The sequence below is a fragment of the Embleya sp. NPDC005575 genome, assembly GCF_040605455.1.
In the GTDB taxonomy this organism is placed as follows: Bacteria; Actinomycetota; Actinomycetes; order Streptomycetales; family Streptomycetaceae; genus Embleya.
In genome coordinates this window covers 1-22,498 of the sequence record NZ_JBEXCV010000082.1, presented here as the reverse complement: position 1 = coordinate 22,498, position 22,498 = coordinate 1, and the positions used below count along the sequence as shown (strand labels likewise).

Annotated in this window: 17 protein-coding genes and 1 pseudogene; 16 read left to right on the top strand and 2 right to left on the bottom strand. The window is 70.8% G+C overall.

The window, feature by feature from the left end; all coding sequences use genetic code 11:
* Positions 1 to 188 precede the first annotated feature (188 nt).
* The gene (locus ABZS54_RS25235; protein WP_355540311.1) at positions 189 to 863 is read left to right on the top strand and encodes an SDR family oxidoreductase; all 675 of its coding nucleotides are present in this window, start codon (positions 189 to 191) and stop codon (positions 861 to 863) included.
* 294 nt (positions 864 to 1,157) lie between these two features.
* Here the strand turns inward: ABZS54_RS25235 and ABZS54_RS25230 are convergent, their stop codons facing one another.
* Together ABZS54_RS25230 and ABZS54_RS25225 are read right to left on the bottom strand one after the other, a co-directional pair.
* On the bottom strand, positions 1,158 to 3,014 hold the full coding sequence (locus ABZS54_RS25230; RefSeq protein WP_355540308.1) for a hypothetical protein: 1,857 nt from the start codon (positions 3,012 to 3,014) through the stop codon (positions 1,158 to 1,160).
* 88 nt (positions 3,015 to 3,102) lie between these two features.
* Positions 3,103 to 4,989 carry a hypothetical protein gene (locus tag ABZS54_RS25225; RefSeq protein WP_355540305.1) on the bottom strand — a complete coding sequence of 629 codons (1,887 nt, stop codon included), beginning with the start codon at positions 4,987 to 4,989 and terminating at the stop codon, positions 3,103 to 3,105.
* Between the two features lie 255 nt (positions 4,990 to 5,244).
* Between ABZS54_RS25225 and argC the strand changes: the two genes are divergently transcribed.
* The 15 genes and pseudogenes from argC to ABZS54_RS25150 all read left to right on the top strand — a co-directional run.
* Positions 5,245 to 6,273 carry an N-acetyl-gamma-glutamyl-phosphate reductase gene (gene argC, locus ABZS54_RS25220; protein ID WP_355540302.1) on the top strand — a complete coding sequence of 343 codons (1,029 nt, stop codon included), beginning with the start codon at positions 5,245 to 5,247 and terminating at the stop codon, positions 6,271 to 6,273.
* Entirely contained in the window at positions 6,270 to 7,424 is a 1,155-nt protein-coding gene (gene argJ, locus ABZS54_RS25215) for a bifunctional glutamate N-acetyltransferase/amino-acid acetyltransferase ArgJ (protein WP_355540299.1), read from the top strand. Before argC ends, argJ begins: the two co-directional genes overlap by 4 nt.
* A gap of 32 nt (positions 7,425 to 7,456) precedes the next feature.
* Complete coding sequence (gene argB / locus ABZS54_RS25210; RefSeq protein WP_355540296.1) at positions 7,457 to 8,413, top strand: acetylglutamate kinase; 957 nt, start codon at positions 7,457 to 7,459, stop codon at positions 8,411 to 8,413.
* Positions 8,410 to 9,618 carry an acetylornithine transaminase gene (locus ABZS54_RS25205; RefSeq protein WP_355540293.1) on the top strand — a complete coding sequence of 403 codons (1,209 nt, stop codon included), beginning with the start codon at positions 8,410 to 8,412 and terminating at the stop codon, positions 9,616 to 9,618. The genes argB and ABZS54_RS25205 overlap by 4 nt, the downstream gene beginning before the upstream one ends.
* A 45-nt stretch (positions 9,619 to 9,663) precedes the next feature.
* Positions 9,664 to 10,212 carry an arginine repressor gene (locus ABZS54_RS25200; RefSeq protein ID WP_355540290.1) on the top strand — a complete coding sequence of 183 codons (549 nt, stop codon included), beginning with the start codon at positions 9,664 to 9,666 and terminating at the stop codon, positions 10,210 to 10,212.
* Positions 10,213 to 10,319: 107 nt separating this feature from the next.
* Entirely contained in the window at positions 10,320 to 11,519 is a 1,200-nt protein-coding gene (locus ABZS54_RS25195; RefSeq protein ID WP_355540287.1) for an argininosuccinate synthase, read from the top strand.
* Entirely contained in the window at positions 11,516 to 12,934 is a 1,419-nt protein-coding gene (argH, locus tag ABZS54_RS25190) for an argininosuccinate lyase (protein WP_355540284.1), read from the top strand. Before ABZS54_RS25195 ends, argH begins: the two co-directional genes overlap by 4 nt.
* 310 nt (positions 12,935 to 13,244) lie before the next feature.
* The gene (locus ABZS54_RS25185) at positions 13,245 to 14,432 is read left to right on the top strand and encodes a hypothetical protein (RefSeq protein WP_355540281.1); all 1,188 of its coding nucleotides are present in this window, start codon (positions 13,245 to 13,247) and stop codon (positions 14,430 to 14,432) included.
* Entirely contained in the window at positions 14,429 to 16,246 is a 1,818-nt protein-coding gene (locus ABZS54_RS25180) for a wax ester/triacylglycerol synthase family O-acyltransferase (RefSeq protein WP_355540278.1), read from the top strand. Before ABZS54_RS25185 ends, ABZS54_RS25180 begins: the two co-directional genes overlap by 4 nt.
* Positions 16,243 to 17,073: an SDR family NAD(P)-dependent oxidoreductase gene (locus ABZS54_RS25175; RefSeq protein ID WP_355540275.1), complete on the top strand. Its 831-nt coding sequence runs from the start codon at positions 16,243 to 16,245 to the stop codon at positions 17,071 to 17,073. The genes ABZS54_RS25180 and ABZS54_RS25175 overlap by 4 nt, the downstream gene beginning before the upstream one ends.
* 238 nt (positions 17,074 to 17,311) lie before the next feature.
* Entirely contained in the window at positions 17,312 to 17,788 is a 477-nt protein-coding gene (locus tag ABZS54_RS25170) for a GNAT family N-acetyltransferase (protein ID WP_355540272.1), read from the top strand.
* A 382-nt stretch (positions 17,789 to 18,170) separates the two neighbouring features.
* On the top strand, positions 18,171 to 19,232 hold the full coding sequence (locus ABZS54_RS25165) for an ATP-binding cassette domain-containing protein (RefSeq protein WP_355540269.1): 1,062 nt from the start codon (positions 18,171 to 18,173) through the stop codon (positions 19,230 to 19,232).
* 2 nt (positions 19,233 to 19,234) lie between these two features.
* Positions 19,235 to 19,888, top strand: a pseudogene (locus ABZS54_RS25160) (methionine ABC transporter permease); the annotation flags it as partial.
* A gap of 93 nt (positions 19,889 to 19,981) precedes the next feature.
* Complete coding sequence (locus ABZS54_RS25155) at positions 19,982 to 20,803, top strand: MetQ/NlpA family ABC transporter substrate-binding protein (RefSeq protein WP_355540266.1); 822 nt, start codon at positions 19,982 to 19,984, stop codon at positions 20,801 to 20,803.
* 406 nt (positions 20,804 to 21,209) lie between these two features.
* The coding region (locus ABZS54_RS25150; protein WP_355540263.1) for an ATP-binding protein at positions 21,210 to 22,498 on the top strand (1,289 nt) is incomplete at its 3' end.

Below are 22,498 nucleotides of genomic sequence, written 5' to 3'. Positions count from 1 at the left end.
TCAGGACGTCGACGCCGCAGATCTGTCGGACGGCGGCGGTCGGGTCGTCGGGGAAGCGGAAGACCGTGCGGTCCATGGCGTCGACCAGGTGGGTGGTGGAGCGCCGTCGGGACAACGGGGCGTGGACCGAGTCGCTCGGTACGAGGTCGTCGCACTCTCGGTGCGCGCGCACCTCGTAGGGTGGCGCAATGAGTACTTATGTGATCACTGGTGCCGGCAGCGGTATCGGTGCGGAGATCGCCCGCCGGCTGCGGGAGAGCGACCACGACCTGGTCGCGATCGTGCGGTCGGAGCGGCGGGCCGCGGAATTGGCCGGGCCCGGGGTGCGGACCGTGGTCGCGGACCTGGAGCGTCCCGAGACGATCGCGGACGCGCTGGCACCGCTCGCCGAGGAGACGTTCGCGGGCCTGGTGCACAGCGCGGGCATCGCGGAACTGGGCACGGTGGCGGAGACGGCCGCGGACGTGTGGTCGCGCACACTGACCGTCAACGTGCTTGCGGTGGCGGAGGTTACGCGGGTGCTGTTGCCGGCGCTGCGGCGCGGGCGGGCCGACGTGGTTCTGCTCAACAGTGGGGCGGGGCTGCGGACCAATGCGGGCTGGACGGCGTATGCGGCGAGCAAGCACGCGCTCAAGGCGTTGGCCGACGGACTGCGGGAGGAGGAGCCGGCGCTGCGGGTGACCAGTGTGTACCCGGGGCGGACGGCCACGGCGATGCAGCGCGGGGTGCGGGAGCAGGAGGGCGGGGTGTTCGAGCGCGAGCGCTACAGCGATCCCGGGACGGTGGCGGGGGTCGTGGTGTCGACGCTCACGCTGCCGGTCGATTCGCGGATCGATGATGTGACCGTGCGGTCTCGGGGGTGACCGGGTCGTGAGCGCGAGGAGCCGGGGCTGCTTGTTGGGCGACTTTGTCGCCGGCTCGCGAGGCACCACTTTTCCTTTCCCCCGCTTCGCTCCTCCAAGAAAAAGCGGCCCCTCGCTCGTGACTTCGTGTCCCTGCGCTTTGCTCCGGGTCACGAAGTCGAAGTTTGCGGCTTCGCCGCTCTCCGCGCTGCGCGCGTCGATCACTTGGGCGGGGGTGGGTCGGGGGCGCTGACGCGCCGGGGGTGTGGCCGGCCCGAGTCGGAGGTGGGTGAGGGGGCGGCCGGGGTTGGGGGGTCAGCGGTTGGGGTTGTCCTTGGGGAGGACGCCTTCGGACAGGACGTCGATGCCGCAGATTTCCTTGGCGGCGGTGACCGGGTCGTTCGGGAAGCGGAACGAGGTGCGGTCGAAGGCGCCGGTGAAGTTCTTCTTGAAGCGGCTCCAGGACATCGGTTCGTGGACCGAGTCCTGGAGCTCCTTGAGCTTGCCCCGGTTGGCGTCGCCGCAGGTGAGGGCGTAGCGCGCGGCCTTGACCCGGATCGGGTCGATGCCGGGCGGCAGGACGGCTTCGGGGGAGGCGTACTGGGCGAAGACCCAGGCGATGTCGATCGCCTTCTCGTGGCCGGGGCGGCCGCGGGTGGTGAGTTCGACGTGTGCGGCGAGCGGATAGGCCAGGCCCAAGATGTCCACGGAGACGCCGTCGAGCGGGGTGTTGGCGCCGTTCATGCCGAGGTTGGACCAGACGGTGGCGACCGGGGCGGGCAGGTTCGGGTCGAGCACGGTGACGTAGAAGCCGTCGTACCAGGGGTAGACGATCACGTGCGTGTGGTCGGCGCGGGCGGCGTTCGCGGCGGCGGGGAAGCGTGGGTAGTTGGCCACGTAGGAGTACGCGGTGACCGGATTGGCGACCTTGAGCGCGCCGACGTAGAAGGCGCGTTCGTCGGCGATGCCGCGCGGACCGATGCCTTCGTAGGGCACCCGGAAGGTGGCCGCGCAGACAGTGGCCCAGCCGATCAGGACCGTGGCCGCCGGGATCGCGAGCCGGTTCGCGGGGACCAGCAGGATCGGCAGGAGCAGCATGAACAGCCCCGGCAGCAACATCCGGGCGTGCATGAAGTCGCCGCCGACGCGGACCACGTAGAGCAGCATCGTCAGGCCGCACAGGACGGGCACCGCGAACACGGTGATCCTGGCCCATCCGGCGCGGTCGATCGCGCGCAGACGCGCGCCCGCGCCGGCGGGGTCGCGCAGGCGGGGTACCGATCGGCCGACCACCACGGCCAGGAGCAGCACGAACGGGATCCACAGGTGGTACGGGTCGGTCAGGTCGCGGACGTAGTTCCAGCCTCGGGACCAGTCGGCAGTGGATGCCTCCTTGGTGACGGCCGGCAGCGGGAGCAGGACGCCGTAGTAGCCCATCCGGAAGATCTCGTACAGCAGCGGCACGGTGAATGCGGTGCCGAGCAGGGCCGGAGTGTGCAGCAGGCGCGGGCGACGGACGACGCCGAGTGCGATCAGGAAGCCGAGCGTGGCGATCGCCAGGTCGGGCCGCACCATCGGGCCCAGGCCGGCCAGGAAGGCCAGGCCGTAGGCGATCCGGGCGCGCGGGTCGTGCGGCAGGCGCACCAGCAGCCACCAGCAGCCGGCGGTCCACACCGTGGTCAGGCCGGTCTCCAGGCCCGAGGTGGCGAAGTCCCACACCGGCGGCAGTGCGAGCAGGGCGATCACGCCGAGCGGCACCAGCGGGATCGTCCCGGCGGTGCGGGTGTACAGCCGGCGAGTGGTGTGCAGAGCCAGCGCGTAGCCGGCGGCGGTGCACAGCAGGCCCAGGTGGACCGCGAGCCGGCCCACGTCCATCTGGGTGATCCACGAGGCCGACACCAGGATCCACTGCCACAGCGTGCTCGTGGACGCCTCGGCGCGTTCGCCGACGTTGAACACGGGGCCGTGCCCGGCCAGGATCTGGCGGACCGTGCGGGTGAAGATCAGGCCGTCGTCGCTGATCCAGCGTCGATGCCAGCCCAGGACCAGCAGGATCAGCGTGGGCACCAGCACCATCGCGGTGTTCCAGCGGGTGATGCCGCGGGGCTGCGGGCCGTCCGTCGAGGGATGGGCCCGCCGCCCGGAGCGCGAGCGCCCGGAAAGCACACTCACGAGGCTCATGGTTCGTTGACTCCAGACGGGGCGGGCGGGCCGACCACACCATAACCACTGATGATCGCCCGCCGGGCCGATGACGGGCTCAGGAGGATGCGCAGAATTTCTTCTCGGCCTCGATCGGGTCGGCCGGGATCCGCAGATCGGTGCGGCCCGCGGCGCCGGTCAGGTTCTTCCAGAAGCGTGACGCGGACATCGGTTCGCTGACCGAGTCGACGAGCTCCTTGAGGTCGCCGCACCGGAGCGCGGCCCGGGCGGCCCGGATCTCCGCGGCGGGCGCGGCCTCCTCGGGCACCAGCGCGTCGCCGGCCGGGTCGACGTACAGCGCGACGTTCCAGGCGAAGGGCAGCAGCTTCTTGTGGCCCGCCGCGGTGTGCTGGGTCTCGGTGATGTGCGCGCCGACCGTGTTGGCCAGGCCCCATACGTCGACCACGACGCCGCCGAGCGGGGTGATCGAGCCGCCCACGCCCAGGCGACCGATGACCAGGCCCTTGTCGAAGGGCAGATCGCGGCGCAGCGGCAGCGGCGGGAGCTTCATGTAGTTCGGGTCCACGAACAACAAACGCTCTCCGGTCGCCTTTTCGTTACGGAACGCCTCCTTTATCGTCGGCAGCGTCCGGATGTGTGCTTCCTCGGTGGTGGGGTTGTCGGTCCGGGTCCAGGCCGCGTAAGTGTCGCGTTCGTTCCAGACCTGGTTGCCGTGGCCGCTGGGGGAGGGCGTGGTGATCACGCCGGAGCGCAGGGTGGTGCCGCAGACCACGGCCCAGACCGCGACGAGCACGATGGCCGGGGTGATCAGCCGGTCCAGCGGGGCGAGCAGGAGCGGGAGCAGCACCAGGAGCAGGATCGGCAGCCACATCCGGCCGTGCATGAAGTCGCCGCCGACCTTGAGCACGTAGACGGTCTGGCCCAGGGCCGCGACCAGGGGGGTGGCGATGACGATCCAGGTGCGGCGGTCGGCCGGGCGGCGCCGGGTGAGGGCGACCGCGACGGCGACCAGGATCAGGATCATCGGGATCCACAGGTAGTACGGCCGCATGTAGTCGGTCAGGTAGTCCCAGCCCCGACCCCACAACGAGCCCGACGCCTCTTTGGTGAGCGCGGGCATCGGGAAGATCAGGCCGTAATAGCCCATCCGGAAGATCTCGTACGCGGCGGGTAGGAAGCCTGCGCAGGCCAGCATCGCCAGGGCCTTGGGCCAGCGGGCGCGGATCAGCAGGAACTGGGCGGCGAGCAGGACCACCATGGTCAGGCCCAGGTCGGGGCGGACCAGCGGGCCCAGGCCGAACCACAGGGAGAGCGCGAGGGTGCGGCGGGTGGTGTGGGTATCGACCGGGCGCAGCCAGGTGCCGATCAGCAACCACCAGGACAGGCCGATCCAGAACAGGATCAGTCCGGTCTCCATGCCGGCGGTGGCGAAGTCCCACACGGAGGGGATGGCGATGAACACGAGCACGCCGGCGGGCAGCAGCAGTCGGGTGACTGCCATGCCGCGGAAGAGTCGGCGGGTGCCGTCCAGGGACAGCCACAGTCCGGCGACGGCCAGGATCAGGCCGGTGTAGACGGCGGTGGGCGCGTAGTCGAACGGGGTGATCCCACCGAGCAGCGCGAGCAGCCACTGCCACAGCGTGCTGGTGGACGTCTCGACCCGTTCGCCGGAGCTGTACACGGGGCCGTTGCCGGCCAGGATCTCGCGGACCGCGCGGGTGAAGATCAGGCCGTCGTCGGTGATCCAGCGCTGATGCCAGCCCATGATCGCGAAGACCAGCGTCGGCAGTCCCAGGGCGAGCAGGTCCGGCAGCGGGACGCGCGGGTGCCGACGCCGTGCCGAGGGCGGATCGACCGACGCGTCGTCGGATTCCGCGGGGTCCGACTCGGGAGCCGATCGCGGCTGGCCGGTCGGGGACTGTAGGTCCGTGCCGGCGGCGCGCGAGGCGCCGGCGGGCCCGGAGGTGCCGGGGGGAGGGGTCACGTGGTCTCGTTCGTTTCCTGGGCGGGGGCTGCCCGCCGGCTGCTGCACGTCGCTGCCGTCCCGCCGGCGGTCGACTGCCCACTGGGGGGCGCGTATCCGAGGTCGGCTGATCCTAACGCACCGGCCCTGCGCCCTACTGGGGTGGCGGCAAAGGGCGGCAGGCTTGCTCGGATCGCCTTCGGTCGGGCCGTCACACACCGTACTTGCATAGAGATTCGCAGATCCGTATAGTCATGCTTCTCACGAGGAGGCAGTATGGGGGCCAAGGCGGCACTGGCCGGGGCGAGCGGTTACGCGGGCGGGGAAATCCTGCGTCTGTTGCTCGCGCACCCGGAGATCGAGATCGGCACGCTCACGGCGGGATCCAACGCGGGCCGACGCCTGGGCGAGCTGCAGCCGCACCTGCTGCCGCTGGCCGACCGGGTGCTCGCCGAGACCACCGCCGAGAACCTCGCCGGTCACGACGTGGTCTTCCTGGCCCTGCCGCACGGACAGTCCGGCGCGCTGGCCGCACGGCTGGGTGCGGACGTGCTCGTGGTGGACTGCGGTGCGGACTACCGCCTGCGGGAGGCGACGGACTGGGAGGAGTTCTACGGATCCTCCCATGCCGGGACATGGCCGTACGGACTGCCCGAGCTGCCGGGCGGCCGGGCCGCCCTGGCCGGCACCAAGCGGATCGCGGTGCCGGGCTGCTACCCGACCGTGTCACTGCTGTGCACGGTACCCGCGCTGGCCGCCGACCTGGTCGAACCCGACTGGGTCGTGGTGGCCGCCTCCGGCACCTCCGGAGCGGGCAAGGCACCCAAGACGCATCTGCTCGGCAGCGAGGTGATGGGCTCCGCGAGTGCGTACGGCGTGGGCGGCGTGCACCGACACACCCCGGAGATCATCCAGGGGCTGCGCGCGGTCACCGACGCGGACGTCACGGTCTCCTTCACGCCGACCCTGGTGCCGATGTCACGCGGCATCCTGGCCACCTGCACCGCCCGGCTCAAGCCCGGGGTGAGCGCCGAGACGGTGCGCGCCGCGTACGCCGCGGCCTATGCCGACGAGGCCTTCGTGCACCTGCTGGCCGAGGGACAGTGGCCGGCGACCGCGATGGTCCATGGCGCGAACACCGCCGTGCTGCAGGTGACCGTCGACGAGCGGGCCGGCCGGCTGGTCGTGGTCGGCGCGATCGACAACCTCGCCAAGGGCACCGCCGGCGGTGCCATCCAGAGCACCAACATCGCCCTCGGCCTGGCCGAGGACCTGGGACTGAGCAAGACGGGGGTAGCACCGTGAGCGTCACCGCAGCAAAGGGCTTCCGGGCCTCGGGCGTGGCCGCAGGCCTCAAGAGCACGGGCCTGCCCGACGTGGCCCTGGTCGTCAACGACGGCCCCTCGATCGCGGGCGCGGCCGTGTTCACCTCGAACCGGGTCAGGGCCGCGCCGGTGGTGTGGTCGGAGCAGGTGGTCAAGGCCGGCCAGGTGCAGGCGGTGGTGCTCAACTCCGGCGGCGCCAACGCCTGCACCGGCACCGAGGGCTTTCGCAACACGCACGCCACCGCCGAGCGGGTCGCCGAGCTGCTCGGGCTCAACGCGGGCGAGGTCGTGGTGGCCTCCACCGGATTGATCGGCGTGCAACTGCCGATGGACAAGCTGTTGCCGGGCGTGGCCAAGGCCGCCGCGGCGCTGAGCGCGGACGGCGGCGAGGACGCGGCGATCGCGATCAAGACCACCGACTCCGTGCACAAGCAGTCCGTCGTCACCGACCCCGCCGGGTGGACGGTCGGCGGGATGGCCAAGGGCGCGGGCATGCTCGCCCCGGGCCTGGCCACGATGCTCGTCGTGCTCACCACCGACGCCGCGGTCGACGCCGAGACGTTGGACACGGTGCTGCGCGGCGCCACGCACACCACGTTCGACCGGATCGACTCCGACGGCTGCATGTCCACCAACGACACCGTGTTGTTGATGGCCTCCGGTGCCTCCGGCGTCCAGCCCGACCCCGCCGCGTTCGCCGAGGCGGTGCGCACGGTCGGCGGCGATCTGGCCCGGCAGCTGATCGGCGACGCCGAAGGCGCGAGCAAGGACATCCGGATCGACGTCGTGGGCGCCGCGACCGAGGCGGACGCGCTCGAGGTGGCCCGCTCGATCGCCCGGAACAACCTGTTCAAGTGCGCCGTGCACGGCGAGGATGCCAACTGGGGCCGGGTGCTGGCCGCGATCGGCACCACCGCCGCGGCCTTCGACCCGGATCGGCTCGACGTCGCGTTCAACGGCGTGTGGGTGTGCCGGGACGGCTTCGTGGGCGAGGACCGCGAGCTGGTCGACATGACCCCGCGCGAGACGCACATCGTGGCCGACCTGAACGCGGGCGACGCCGCCGTGACCGTGTGGACCAACGACCTCACGGCCGACTACGTCCACGAGAACTCGGCCTACTCGTCATGACCGGTACGGACAGCCAGACGAGGGGGAGCGGGATGCGGACGGAATCGGCCGACAAACAGGGCCGCAACAATGCGGCACTGGCCAAGGCGCGCACGCTGATCGAGGCCCTGCCGTGGTTGGAGCGCTTCTACGGCAAGACCGTGGTGATCAAGTTCGGCGGCAACGCCATGGTCGACGACGCGCTCAAGCGCGCCTTCGCCCAGGATCTGGTGTTCCTGCGCTTCGCGGGGCTGCGCCCGGTGATCGTGCACGGCGGCGGCCCGCAGATCAGCGCGCAGTTGGACCGGCTCGGCATCGAGTCCTCGTTCGCGGGCGGCCTGCGGGTGACCACGCCCGAGGCGATGGACGTGGTGCGGATGGTGCTCGCGGGCCAGGTGCAGCGCGAGATCGTCGGTCTGATCAACGACCACGGTCCGTTCGCGGTCGGGATGACCGGCGAGGACGCGCACACGATGACCGCCGAGAAGCGGCACGCGATCGTGGACGGCGAAACGGTCGACATCGGCCTGGTCGGCGACATCGTCGAGGTCGACCCGGGCGCGATCAAGGCACTGCTGCACGACAACCGGATCCCGGTGGTCTCCTCGATCGCACGCGGCGCCGACGGGCACGTCTACAACGTCAACGCGGACACCGCGGCCTCCGCGCTGGCGGTCGCGCTGGGCGCGGAGAAACTGGTCGTGCTCACCGACGTCGAGGGGCTGTACGCGAACTGGCCCACCAGCGACGAGGTGATATCCAGGCTGGACGCCGACGAGTTGGCGGCGCTGATGCCGACGCTCTCCAGCGGCATGCTGCCCAAGATGGAGGCGTGCCTGCGGGCGGTGCGGGCCGGAGTGCCGGCCGCCCACGTCCTGGACGGGCGGGTCGCGCACTCGCTGCTGCTGGAGGTGTTCACCGACGAGGGGATCGGGACCATGGTGGTCCCGGCCCGCCGGGCCGGGACCTTCACCGGACAAGACGACCACGAAGCGGAGGGGGCGGTATGACGATCACCGGGACCGGTGCACTGACACAGCGGTGGAACCGATCGCTGATGCACAACTACGGCACGCCCTCGATCGAGCTGGTCAGCGGATCCGGGGCGCGGGTCGTGGACAGCGACGGCAACACCTACCTCGACTTCCTCGGCGGCATCGCGGTCAACTCGCTCGGCCACGCCCACCCGGCGATCGCCGCCGCGGTGAGCGAGCAACTGGGCCGGCTGGGCCACGTGTCCAACCTCTACATCGCCGAGCCGCCGGTCGCGCTCGCCGAACGGCTGCTCGGGCTGTTCGGCCGCCCCGGGCGGGTCTACTTCGGCAACTCGGGCGCCGAGGCCAACGAGGCCGCGTTCAAGCTCGCCCGGCGCACCGGCCGACCGCAGATCATCGCGGCCGAGGGCGGCTTCCACGGCCGCACCATGGGCGCGCTGGCGATGACCGGCCAGCCCGCCAAGCGCGAGCCGTTCGCTCCGCTGCCCGGCGGCGTCGACTTCGTGCCCTACGGCGACATCGAGGCGCTGCGCGCCGCGGTCGGGCCGCAGACGGCCGCGGTGATCCTGGAGCCCATCCAGGGTGAGAACGGCGTGGTCATGCCCGGCGAGGGCTACCTGGTCGCGGCCCGGGAGATCACCGCCGCGCACGGCGCGCTGCTGATCCTGGACGAGATCCAGACCGGCATCGCCCGCACCGGCACCTGGTTCGCACATCAGCCGCTGGGTATCGAACCCGACGTGGTCACCCTGGCCAAGGGCTTGGGCGGCGGCCTGCCGATCGGCGCCTGCGTGGCGTTCGGCGCGGCGGCGGAGCTGTTGCAACCGGGCCAGCACGGCACCACGTTCGGCGGCAATCCGGTGTGCTGCGCCGCGGCGCTCGCGGTGCTGGACACCATCGAGGAGCAGGACCTGTGCGGGCGCTCGGCGCGCCTGGGCGAGCACCTTCGGGCGGGAATCGAAAAGATCGCCCATCCGCTGGTCGGTCGGGTCAGCGGAGCAGGCCTGTTGATCGGTATCGTGCTCACCGCACCGGTGGCGCCGGCCGTGCAAAAGGCGGCGCAGGACGCGGGCTTCCTCGTCAACGCCGCCGTGCCCACCCGGGTCAGGCTCGCCCCTCCGCTCGTCGTCGACGACGCGGACGTGGACGCGCTGCTCGGAGCCCTGCCCGCCATCCTGGACGCCGGCCTCGCCGCCGCACCCGCCGGAGGAACACCGTGACCCACAGCCGACGACGACGAGTCCGACACTAGGCGAGGTCGTCCCATGAGCAGCGAGCAGAGCAGTGAAGCGACCCCGGTCGAGGGCGTGTACGCGGTGCCAAGCACCCGGATCGCCCGGCACCGGCGGATCGTCGACATCCTGACCCGGCACCGGGTCCGGTCGCAGAATCAACTCGCCCGACTGCTCGCCGAGGACGGCCTCGCCGTCACCCAGGCCACACTCTCCCGGGACCTCGACGAACTCGGCGCGGTCAAGATCCGCGACGGGGAGGGATCGCTCATCTACGCCGTACCGGCGGAAGGCGGCGACCGCACCCCACGGGCGCCGCTCGAGGAGTCCGCAGTCGAGGGACGGCTGTCGCGCCTGGCCGGCGAACTGCTGGTGTCGGCCGAGGCATCGGGCAACCTCGTGGTGGTGCGCACACCGCCCGGGGCTGCCCAATTCCTGGCCTCGGCCATGGATCACGCCGACTCCCGGCTGATCCTGGGCACCATCGCCGGCGACGACACCATCCTGATGGTCTCGCGAGACCCCGAGGGAGGCGCGGCGCTCGCCGCCCACCTCCTGGCGCTTGCCGAGAACAAGGGCTAGGCGTTGCCGCAGGGCCCGGCCGCACACACTTCCGTACCCCGCTAGAGCGCTCGGCTCCGGCGAAACACCGCACCATCTGCCCGACCACTCTTCGAAGGAGCACGCTCGTGACCGAGCGCGTCGTACTCGCCTACTCCGGAGGTCTCGACACCTCCGTCTGTATCCAGTGGATCGCCGAGGAAACCGGCGCCGAGGTCATCGCGGTGGCCGTCGACGTCGGCCAGAACGGCGAGGACCTGGACATCATCCGCAAGCGGGCGCTGGCCTGCGGCGCGGTCGAGGCCGAGGTCGCCGACGCCCGCGACGAGTTCGCCGACGGCTACTGCCTGCCGGCGATCCAGGCCAACGCCCTCTACATGGACCGTTACCCGCTGGTCTCCTCGCTCTCGCGCCCGGTGATCGTCAAGCACCTGGTCGCCGCCGCGAAGAAGCACGGCGCCACCACGGTCGCGCACGGCTGCACCGGCAAGGGCAACGACCAGGTCCGGTTCGAGGTCGGCATCTCCTCGTTGGCCCCCGACCTCAAGTGCATCGCGCCGGTCCGCGACTACGCGATGACCCGGGACAAGGCGATCGCCTTCGCCGAGGCGAAGAACCTGCCGATCGCCACGACCAAGAAGTCGCCGTACTCGATCGACCAGAACGTCTTCGGGCGGGCCGTGGAGACCGGCTTCCTGGAGGACATCTGGAACGCGCCGATCGAGGACGTGTACGAGTACACCCAGAACCCGGCCACGCCGCGGGACGCGGACGAGATCGTGATCACCTTCGAGCGCGGCGTGCCGGTTGCCGTCGACGGCCGCGCGGTCAGCGTGCTCCAGGCGATCGAGGAGCTGAACCGGCGGGCCGGCACCCAGGGCATCGGCCGGATCGACATGGTCGAGGACCGGCTCGTGGGCATCAAGAGCCGCGAGGTCTACGAGGCCCCGGGCGCGATCGCGCTGATCACCGCGCACCAGGAGCTGGAGAACGTCACCGTCGAGCGCGAACTGGCCCGCTACAAGCGGACCGTCGAGCAGCGCTGGGCCGAGCTGGTCTACGACGGCCTGTGGTTCTCCCCGCTCAAGCGGGCCCTGGACGGCTTCATCGCCGAGGCCAACCGGCACGTGTCCGGCGACATCCGGATGACCCTGCACGGCGGTCGGGCCGTGGTCACCGGTCGGCGCAGCGACGAGTCGCTCTACGACTTCAACCTGGCCACCTACGACACCGGCGACACGTTCGACCAGTCGCAGGCCAAGGGCTTCATCGAGCTGTTCGGGCTGTCCAGCAAGATCGCCGCACGGCGGGACAACGACCAGTCGTGACCAACAACCCCGATCGGGTGAGCCTGTGGGGAGGCCGCTTCTCCGGCGGCCCCTCCGAGGCCCTCGCCCTGCTCTCCGCCAGCGTGCACTTCGACTGGCGGCTCGCGCCGTACGACATCGCCGGCTCGCGGGCACACGCCCGCGTGCTGCACGCGGCCGGGCTGCTCACCGACGACGAGCTGACCCGGATGCTCGCCGGCCTGGACACGCTGGAGAACAACGTCGAGTCCGGTGACCTGGTCGCCACCATCGCGGACGAGGACGTGCACACCGCGCTCGAGCGCGGACTGCTTGAGATCCTCGGCCCCGACCTGGGCGGCAAGCTGCGCGCGGGCCGCTCGCGCAACGACCAGATCGCCACCCTGGGGCGGATGTACCTGCGCGAGCACGCGCGAATCCTGGGCCGGCTGCTGGCCGACCTCCAGGAGGCGCTGGTCGAACAGGCCGCCGCGCACGCGGACGCGGTCATGCCGGGCCGCACCCACCTGCAGCACGCCCAGCCGGTGCTGCTCGCGCACCACCTGCTCGCGCACGTGCAGGCGTTCGCTCGTGACGCCGACCGGCTGCGCGACTGGGACAAGCGCGCGGACGTGTCCGCGTACGGATCCGGTGCGCTCGCGGGATCCTCACTCGGGCTCAGCCCCGAGTCGGTGGCCCGCGACCTCGGGTTCTCCGCGTCCGCGGCGAACTCGATCGACGGCACCGCCTCGCGCGACTTCGCGGCCGAGTTCGCGTTCGTCACCGCGATGCTCGGGGTGAACCTGTCCCGGCTGGCCGAGGAGATCATCATCTGGAACACGAAGGAGTTCTCCTTCGTGACCCTGGACGACGCCTTCTCCACCGGATCCTCGATCATGCCGCAGAAGAAGAACCCGGACATCGCCGAGCTCGCGCGCGGCAAGTCCGGCCGGCTGATCGGCAACCTGACCGGGCTGATGGCGACGCTCAAGGCGTTGCCGCTGGCCTACAACCGCGATCTTCAGGAGGACAAGGAGCCGGTCTTCGATTCGTGCGACACGCTCGAAGTCCTGCTCCCGGCGTTCACCGGCATGATCGCCACGCTGACCTTCCACCGGGAGCGGCTGGCGGAGCTGGCCCCGGCCGGATTCTCGCTCGCCACCGACATCGCCGAGTGGCTGGTCCGCCAGGGCACGCCGTTCCGGGTCGCGCACGACGTGGCCGGCGCCTGCGTGAAGTACTGCGAGCCGCGCGGGATCGAACTATGGGACCTGACGGACGATCAACTCGCGGAGATCTCCCCGGAGCTGACTCCGCAGGTGCGTTCGGTGCTGACCGTCGCCGGGTCGGTGGCCTCGCGGGACGGGCGCGGCGGTACCGCTCCGGCTCGCGTCGCCGAGCAACTCGCGGAGATTCGTGTGGACTTGGCCGCTCAGCGTAAGTGGGCAGGCGCGTAACGCCAGACGGCACCGCAGTAGAGCTGAGACGATGGGCCCGCATTCTCCGGGGGGAGAAAGCGGGCCCATCGGCGTGCCCGGGAGTAGTTCGGCGTGTTCGGGGGTCGGACGTAGTCCGGTTTCGGACCTGTTGCACGTGTGTGAGCGGAAGTCGAGGTTCCAGTCCCATATGTGAAATCGCGGTTACCAAAAGCGATTAGCTGTGTTCGCTCCGTGCGTTGCGTACTAGGGTCGGCCCTGATCGAGGGGAGGGATCAGCATGCTCGATCGCCTGCGCCGCATACGTTCCGAGAGTGAGAAGTCGGCTTCCATGCTTTCGGATCTGCCGATCGGCGGGCTGCTGCGCAGTGTGCCCCAGTCCGTGGGATTCGGCGTGCGCTCCTATGTGCGCTCGCTGCGCGCCGAACGCCGTCGCTATCCGGACATGCCGACCGTCTTTCCGACGCCGGGGCTGGTCTACGCGGCCTTCCTCGACGAAGTGGTGGTCGCGCTCCTGGCGACCGGTCGGCTGTCGCCGGATCCCGAGGACGCCCTGCGCATTCGGGAGGAAATCTCAGACGCGGTACACAAGTTCCGCGCCGAGACCTATCTGGACGACCCGACCCTGTTCCACCCCGCGCCGTCGGCATTGATCGATCCGGTGCTGCGGGGCCGGCTCTACGGCACGATCGGGTACGAACAGCTCGCCTTCGACAGCGAATACGTGCCGTGGGCGGGCGTCCCGGGCGCCACCCGGTGGCAGGCGGCGGGCGCGAATCAGCGGGTGTGGGCGTACGTGCTGCGCCACCCCGGCAAGCCGCGGCCGTGGCTGGTGAACCTGCACGGCTTCGGTATGGGGCGTCCCGGCGACCTGGCCGCCTTTCGCTCCCAACGGCTGCACCGCGAACTGGGTATCAATGTGATCCACCCGGTGCTGCCGATGCACGGCCCGCGCAAGTCCGCACGCGCCCAGGACACGCCGTTCATCTCGTTCGACTACCTCGGCAACGTGCACGGCCTGGGACAGGCCGTGTGGGACGTGCGCCGCTGCCTGGATTGGATCCGCCGGCAGGGGGACACCCCGATCGCGGTGCACGGGCTCTCGCTGGGCGCGTACGTCGCCGCCCTGGTCGCGAGTGTGGAGGAGCTCGACTGCGCGATCGTCGGTGTTCCCTCGGTCGACATGGCGTGGGTGATGTCGCACCACGCACCCGACGACATCAAGCGCGAGGTGCGCGCGGCGGGGCTGCTCGGCGACGAGGCCGAGACGGTCCACCGGGTGGTTTCGCCGCTGGCGATGACGCCGCGCGTGCCGTTGGACCGCCGCTTCGTCTATGCCGGCTTGGCCGATCGCATGGCCACGCCGGAGCAGGCGTATCGGCTCTGGAAGCACTGGGAGGAACCATCCGTCTGCTGGTACCGCGGCTCGCACATCGGAGCCGTGTGGAACCGGGAGGCGCGCCGCTTCATCGAGGATGCCCTGACCTCGTCGGGCATCGGGAGGAGGAACACCTGGTGAAGCTCTCCGGTCTGGATTCGGCTTTTCTGGCCCTGGAGTCGCAGGAGTGGCCGGCGCATGTGGTCTGCCTGACCATCGTCGACGCCTCCGACACCGGGGGCCGGGTCGACCGCGCGGCCTTCGAGCGCACGTTGGCCGCGCGGCTGCCCCGGCTGCCGCTGCTCGGTCGCAAATTGGTTCAGGGCCCGTGGGGGCTGGCCCGGCCGCACTGGGTCGAGGACCCCGACTTCGAACTCGCGAACCACCTGCACCGGGCCACCCTTCAGGCCCCGGGCGGCCGGCGTGAACTTGCCGACATGGCCGAGGAGATCTACCGACACCGGCTCCCGAGGGATCGGCCGCTGTGGGACTGGTGGATCGTCGAGGGCCTGGAGCACGGGCGGGTCGCGCACCTGTGGAAGGTGCATCACGCGTGCATAGACGGCCGCTCCGGCGCGGCGATGCAGGAGATCTTCTTCGACGCCGAGGCCGGCGCCTCGGTCGAGACCGAGGCGCTCCCGGTGCCGGCGCCGGTCGAGGTGTTCGAACCGCCGCGGGGTTGGCAGGCGGTGCGCGAGGGCGTGCTCTCGCTGGCCGGCACCCCGGTCCGGGCGGGTCGGCAACTCGGTCGACTGGGGCAGGGCGTCGTGCAGGCCGCGCTGACCGGACGACTGGGGCAGGCGCTGCCGCTGAACGTGCCGAGGACCCGGTACAACGAGCCGATCGGCAAGCGGCGTTCGTACGGGTTCTGTACCGTGTCGCTGCCGGACGTCAAGCTGGTCAAGAACGCGTTCGGGGTCAAGGTCAACGACGTCGTGCTCGCCATCGTGGCCGGTGCGCTGCGCGAACAGCTGGACGGGCTGGGCGAGTTGCCCGAGCGGCAGCTGATCGCCACGGTGCCCGTGGACGCCACGCGCGGTGGTGAGCGTGCGGGCGGCAACATGATCACCGGCATGCTCGTGGGACTGGCCACGGACATCGCGGAGCCCGCCGAGCGACTGCTGTGCATCCACGAGAACTCCAACGCGGCCAAGGCAGTACAGAGCGCAATGGGCGGCGAGTTGCTCACCGGCCTGGCCGAGGCGCCGCCGCCGGCGCTGCTGGGCCTGCTGGGCGGTCTGTACCGGGACGCGCAACTCGCGTCCGTGCTCCCCGCGTTGTGCAACGCCACCGTGTCGAACGTGCCCGGTCCGCGCACGCCCCTGTATGCCCACGGGCAGAAGGTGGAGGCATTCCATTCGATGGGGATCATCGCCGACGGCTTCGGATTGTTCATCGGTGGCATGAGCTACCACGACCAGATCGACATCGGCGTGCTCGCGGACAAGGAGGCGCTGCCGGATCCGTTCGCGCTGGCCGACAGCATTGTCGAGCAGCTCAACCTGCTGCTGAAGGCGGCCGACGAGATCGCGCCGGCGCAGCGCGTGCGCGATCTCCCCGCCGATCCGGAGCCCTTCGGCGAGCCGGAGGCCGAGGCGGTCGGCGATCGGGTCGACGAGCCTGCGGCCGAGGCGGTTGCCGACGTGGTGGATGCGCCGGAGGCGGTGCCCGGGTCCGCGACCGATCCCGAGCCCGAACAGCCGGAGTCGGAGGCCGAGCCCGAGCCCGAGGCCGCGTCCGGACCGGAGTCCGAGGCTGCCGCCGGTCCGGCGACCGCGATCAAGGTCCCCGCCCCCAGGCGCGGCCAGGCGGCCGGCAAGTCCGGTGCGGGCGCGGCCAAGCGGGCCGGCAAGGGGGCGACCATGAGTGCCGCGGCCAAGCCGACCGGCAACGCCGCCGCGCGCCGTGGTCAGCCGAAGTCCCGTGCCGCCGGCGTCGAGGCGGGTCGCACGTGAGCAGAACGGCACTGGTCACCGGGGCCAATTCGGGACTTGGCCTGGCCACCGTGCTGGCGTTCGCCGCGGCGGGCGTCCGCACGGTGGGCACGGTGCGCTCCGCGGCGAAGGCGGAAGCGGTCGCCGCGGCGGCGGTCGCGGCCGGCGTCGAGGTGCGCACCGTGCTTCTGGACATCACCGACGCGGCCGGCTGCAAGGACGTGATCGAGGACGCGCGCCCCGACATCCTGGTGAACAACGCCGGCGGCACGTGCTTCGCGCCGGTGCTGGACGTGTCCGAGGAGGACGCCCGACACCAGCTGGAGACCGCGCTGTTCGGCCCGATGCGATTGGCCCGCCTGGCCATTTTGCACATGCGCGGGCGCGGGTGGGGCCGGGTGATCCAGGTCTCCTCGCTCGCCGGGCAGATCAGCTACCCCCTGCTCGGCTGGTACCAGGCCGGGAAGCATGCGATGGAGGCGGTCTCCGACGCCCTGCGCGTGGAGGTGGCCGGCGCCGGGATCGACGTCGTGGTGGTCTCGCCCGGCGGGTTCCGCAGCGGCGTCACCGACGCGATGGCCCAGGCCGTCGAGCGGCACCGCGGCGGTGCGTTCGCGACCGCCTTCCAGCGGATGGACCTGGGCTTTTCGTTGATGAAGCCGCTGTGGAGCCAACCGGAGACGGTGGCCGCGACAATCGTCGAGGCGGCCACCGTCAAGTCGCCGGGATCGCGATATGTGGTAGGCGCCGACGCGCACCTGACCCTGCTGGTGCATCGGGTCACCGAGCCGTTTTCGACCACGCGGGCGATCAAGGAGGGGGTGGTGCGCCGGGTCACCGGTCTGTAGCGGGCCGACCGAATCACCCGATGGAGGGCACCTGGCCGAAGCGGTTGCACGAACGGCGGATTGCGCGTAGGTGAGGGCCGGGTAGAAGTCCGGGAAAAGCCGTGTGGAACAGTGACGAATGCAGTGTTCAGCGAGTGTTCGAGAAGGGGACAACCCTCCCCCTTTGCGAAGGCACTGTGACATGACGCTGCGGCACACACATCCGCACGGTGATCAGGGCGATCAGGGGAGCAAACCGATGGGGCAGAACGTAGGCATCGGCACGGCGGACGTATCCGACGCCGAGCAGATCCTCAAGCTTCAGTACCTCTGTTACCAGGGCGAAGCGGCCCTGTACAACGACTACGGCATCGAGCCGCTGACGCAGAGCCTGGAGAGTCTGCGCGCCGAGTTCGACACGCACACCATCCTGGTGGCGCGCCTGGGCGACGAGGTCGTCGGTTCGGTGCGCGGCACCATCGAGGACGGTGTGGCCCGGATCGGCAAACTGGTCGTGCACCCCCGGCTGCAGCGGCACATGCTCGGCACCCGGCTGCTGCGCGCGATCGAGGGGAAACTCGCCGACGCGGCCGAGTACGAGTTGTTCACCGGCCACCGCAGTGAGAACAACCTGCGACTGTACGAGCGGCTCGGGTACGTCTGCGGCCGGATCGAGAAGATCAGCCCTCGGCTGAGCCTGGTCTACCTGCGCAAGACGGCCGTCCTCGCGGCCTGATCGACCCCGCGCCCCGCGAAGCGGCGCCCGAAGCCCCGGCGACCATGGAATCCATGGCGGCCGGGGCTTCGTCGGTTCCGGTCGCAGGTGCCCCGGCCGGATGACATTTCCATTGCGGGTCGGGTGTCTGCTTTAATCGGATCATGTTCACGACGGCTCACACATCCGGCACCGCGGCTATCGCCACGGGTTGTCGTCGCATGTGCCGTTCGTGTCAGATCTGTCGAATGTGTGGCTGTTGAGGATTTGAGGGCCTGATCCCTCTCCCGGGCCGAGCGCTCCGCGCCCCCGGTGTCATTCCCGCCACGCCCCCTGTGTGACGAAATCGCGCGGCCCCTCGCCGGGCCCGATTCGGCACGCGCATCCAACCGAGGACTTCACGGTGATTCGTACCACTGCCCTGAGCAAGGTCTATCGCAGCCGAGAACGGCAGGTGACCGCGCTCGACAACGTCGACCTGCACGTGCGGGAAGGCGAGATCTTCGGCGTGCTCGGCCGCAGCGGCGCCGGCAAGAGCACCCTGATCCGCTGCCTGAACCTGCTGGAGCGCCCCACGTCGGGCACGGTCGAGGTGGGCGGGCGCGAGTTGACCGCGCTGTCCGCGAGCGCGCTGCGCGCCGAACGGCGCGGCATCGGGATGATCTTCCAGCACTTCAACCTGCTCTCCAGCCGCACCGTCGCCGGAAACGTCGCGGTGCCGCTGGAGATCGCCGGCATCGCGCGCCGGGACCGGGCCCGCCGGGTCGCCGAACTGCTCGAACTTGTCGGGCTGAGCGAGCACGCCAAGGCGTATCCCGCGCAACTGTCCGGCGGGCAGAAGCAGCGGGTGGGCATCGCCCGTGCGCTGGCCGCCGAACCGCGCGTGCTGCTCTCCGACGAGGCCACCTCGGCGCTCGACCCGCAGACCACCCGCTCGATCCTGGCGCTGCTGCGCGACCTGCGCGACCGGCTCGGCCTGACCATCCTGCTGATCACCCACGAAATGGACGTGGTCAAGAACATCTGCGACTCGGCGGCCCTGATGGAGGGCGGCCGGATCGTCGAGTCCGGGACGGTGGGCGAACTGCTCGGCCGCTCCGATTCGCGGCTGGCCCGGGAGATGTTCCCGCTGGGCACGCCCGGCGTGCTGGAGGGCCGCACCGTGGTCGACATCACCTTCCGCGGCGAGGAGACGGCGCAGCCGTTCATCTCCACGCTCGCGCGCACCTACAACGTGGACGTCAACGTCCTGGGCGCGGCGGTGGAGAGCGTCGGCGGGCGGCAGATCGGTCGGATGCGGATCTCGTTGGACGGCACGTTCGAGCGCAACGTGGTGCCCATCGGCTACCTGCGCGAGCAGGGCCTGCAGGTCGACGTGGTCGACGAGGGCCCGGCCGCCCCCACCGAGTCGGACATCGAGGTCGCCGCCGCCGACGGCGTGGCGCTCGCGGGCAAGGAGATCTGAAGATGACCTGGTCCGAGATGCGGCCACTGCTGGAGACCGCGACTCAGGAGACGTTGTACATGGTCGGCGTCTCGACGCTGATCACCGTACTGATCGGGTTGCCGATCGCACTCCTGCTCGTGCTCACCGACCGGGGCGGCCCGCTCGCGTTCGCGCCGGTGAACAAGCTGCTCGGCCTGGTGGTCAACGTGGGCCGCTCGGTCCCGTTCCTGATTCTGCTGGTCGCGCTGATCCCGTTCACCCGCTGGGTGGTCGGCACCACGATCGGCACCGACGCGGCGATCGTGCCGCTCACCGTGGGCGCCATCCCGTTCTTCGCCCGCCTGGTGGAGACCGCCGTGCGTGAGGTGGATCGGGGGCTGGTCGAGGCCGCGCAGTCGATGGGCGCGAGCACGATCACCGTCGTGCGCAAGGTGCTCGTGCGCGAGGCGGTGCCCTCGATCATCTCCGCGATCACGGTGACCATCGTCGCGATCGTCGGCTACTCCGCGATGGCGGGCGTGGTCGGCGGCGGCGGGCTCGGCGACCTGGCCATCCGCTACGGCTACCAACGCTTCGAGACGAACCTGATGCTCGTCACCATCGCGGTGCTCGTCGTCCTGGTCCAACTCGTGCAATTCGTCGGCGATCTGCTCTCCCGCAGGCTCGCCCACCGCTAGGCACCTCGGCCCTCGGCCCTCGGCCCGCGCAACCGTACGACGCGAGGCATCCCGCCCGCGTACACCGCACCACCAGGAAAGGCACTCTTCGTGCGTATCAACAAGTTCGTCGCCCTCACCGCTGTCGCCGCCCTCGGACTCGGTCTCGCCGCCTGCGGCAGCGACGACAAGAAGGGCTCGTCCGCGTCCGACCCGCTCAAGGTCGCCGCCTCCGCCGTCCCGCACGCGCAGATCCTGAAGTACATCAAGGACAACCTCGCGGCGAAGGAGGGCCTGAAGCTGGATATCAAGGAATTCGCCGACTACACCCAGCAGAACCCGGCCCTGGACGAGGGCAACGTCGACGCCAACTTCTTCCAGCACAAGCCGTATCTGGAGGAGTTCAACAAGGAGAAGAAGACCAGCCTGGTCCCGGTCGTGCCGGTGCACCTGGAGCCGCTTGCGCTCTACTCCAAGAAGGTCAAGTCGCTCGCCGAACTGGGGGACGGCGCAACCGTCGCGTTCCCCAACGACGCCACCAACGGCGGTCGCGCGCTCAAGCTGCTCGCCGACAACGGGTTGATCAAGCTCAAGGACGGCGCGGGCACCACGGCGACCGAGAAGGACGTCGTGGACAACCCGAAGAAGCTCAAGTTCAAGGCGATCGAGGCGGCCCAGCTGCCGCGCGCGCTGGACGACGTGGACGGCGCGGTGATCAACGGCAACTACGCGTTGAGCGCCAAGCTGACCCCGGGCAAGGACGGCATCGCGGTGGAGAAGGCGGAGAACAACCCGTACGCGAACGTCCTGGTGGTCAAGAAGGGCAAGGAGAACGACCCGCGCGTGCAGAAGCTGGCCAAGCTGCTGAACTCGCCCGAGGTGAAGAAGTACATCGCCGACGAGTACAAGGGCAACGTGCTGCCCGCGTTCTGATCCGCGCGTAGCGCATCACCACGGCCCCCGTCGCCCGGCGGGGGCCGTGGCGCGTTTTCGGGCGTATGAGAGGCTGTCGCCGACAGCAGGGAAGGAATCCGGCGTATCGCGCGGAGCACCTTCGGGCCCGATGTCGAGGTATGCGCGCGTGCTCCACGAGGATGCGGGCACACCTCGACACCGGTACATCCGAGGGAGGCGGCGCGGTGCGGCACCCCGGAGCGGTCCCGCCACTGTGAACGCGCGCCCCGTCGGGCGGGCGTGAGCCAGAGACTTGCCGCTGTCCGGGGCCCGGGTCACGGGTCTCGCAACCGACCAGGGCGTGGACACCCGAGGGAGGCCGACGGCGCATGCCTGCGTGCTTTGTGACAACTGACGGCATATCCAGTGGCGCGGGGCGCCGCCGATGAGCGCCGCCTATCCGTTCTCCGCGATCGTCGGCCTGGCCGATCTGCGGCTGGCGCTCGTGCTCAACGCGGTCTCGCCCGCGGTCGGCGGAGTGCTGGTGCGCGGCGAGAAGGGCACCGCCAAGTCGACCATGGTGCGTGCGCTCGCCGGCCAACTGCCCGAGGTCGCGGTGGTGCCCGGTTGCCGCTTCTCCTGCGACCCGGCCGCCCCGGACGCACAGTGCCCCGACGGCCCGCACGACCCGAAGCTCGCCGGCACCGCCCGCGCCGCGCGCCTGGTCGAACTGCCGGTCGGCGCGAGCGAGGACCGACTGGCCGGCTCGCTGGACATCGAGCGCGCGCTGACCGAGGGCGTCAAGGCATACGAGCCCGGCCTGTTGGCCGCCGCGCACCGGGGCGTGTTGTACGTCGACGAGGTCAACCTGCTGCACGACCACCTGGTGGACCTGCTCCTGGACGCGGCCGCGATGGGCACCTCGCACGTCGAGCGCGAGGGGGTGTCCGTGCGGCACGCCGCGCGGTTCCTGCTGGTGGGCACGATGAACCCGGAAGAGGGCGAGCTGCGACCGCAGTTGCTCGACCGGTTCGGGCTGACCGTGGAGGTCGCGGCCAGCCGGGAACCGCGCGAGCGGGCCGAGGTGGTGCGCCGACGGTTGGCGTACGAGGCCGACCCCGACGCGTTCGCGGCCCGCTGGGCGGGCGAGGACGCCGAGTTGGCCGAGCGCATCCTGCGCGCCCGCACGGTCCTGGCGGACGTGGTGCTGCCGGACGCCGAGTTGGAACGGATCGCGCGAGTGTGCGCGTCGTTCGAGGTGGACGGGATGCGGGCGGACCTGGTCACCGCGCGCACCTCGATCGCGCTGGCCGCCTGGCGCGGGCGGACCGAGGTCACGGCGCAGGACGTGCGCGCGGCGGCGCTGCTCGCGCTGCCGCATCGACGGCGGCGCAACCCCTTCGATGCCCCGGGGCTGGACGAGGAACACCTCGACGAGGCGCTGCGCGACCCGGACGAACCGGAACCCGAACCGGAACCGGAGGGGGACGGGCCGGATGGTGGTGGGTCGCCGCCGCAGGATGCGGACGGGTCGGACGGGTCGGACGGGTCGAACGGTTCGGACGAGTCGAAGGGTTCGGACGGGTCGGGGAATGCGGCCGAGGCGCCCGAGCGGACCAAGGCGGCGCCGAGTTCGGCACCTGGTACCGAGGACGCGCCCGTCGAGGGCGCGCCCGCCGCCTCGGGCGGCGGGCGGGAGCAGGCTGCGGTCGCGGCGGCCGAGCCGTACCGCAC

Bases quoted from the DNA above. Each gene is read 5' to 3' on its own strand.
- ABZS54_RS25185 (WP_355540281.1), top strand. From the start codon at position 13,245: ATGCTTTCGGATCTGCCGATCGGCGGGCTGCTGCGCAGTGTGCCCCAG.
- argC (WP_355540302.1), top strand. From the start codon at position 5,245: ATGGGGGCCAAGGCGGCACTGGCCGGGGCGAGCGGTTACGCGGGCGGG.
- ABZS54_RS25235 (WP_355540311.1), top strand. From the start codon at position 189: ATGAGTACTTATGTGATCACTGGTGCCGGCAGCGGTATCGGTGCGGAG.
- ABZS54_RS25170 (WP_355540272.1), top strand. From the start codon at position 17,312: ATGGGGCAGAACGTAGGCATCGGCACGGCGGACGTATCCGACGCCGAG.
- ABZS54_RS25205 (WP_355540293.1), top strand. From the start codon at position 8,410: ATGACGATCACCGGGACCGGTGCACTGACACAGCGGTGGAACCGATCG.
- ABZS54_RS25200 (WP_355540290.1), top strand. From the start codon at position 9,664: ATGAGCAGCGAGCAGAGCAGTGAAGCGACCCCGGTCGAGGGCGTGTAC.
- argB (WP_355540296.1), top strand. From the start codon at position 7,457: ATGCGGACGGAATCGGCCGACAAACAGGGCCGCAACAATGCGGCACTG.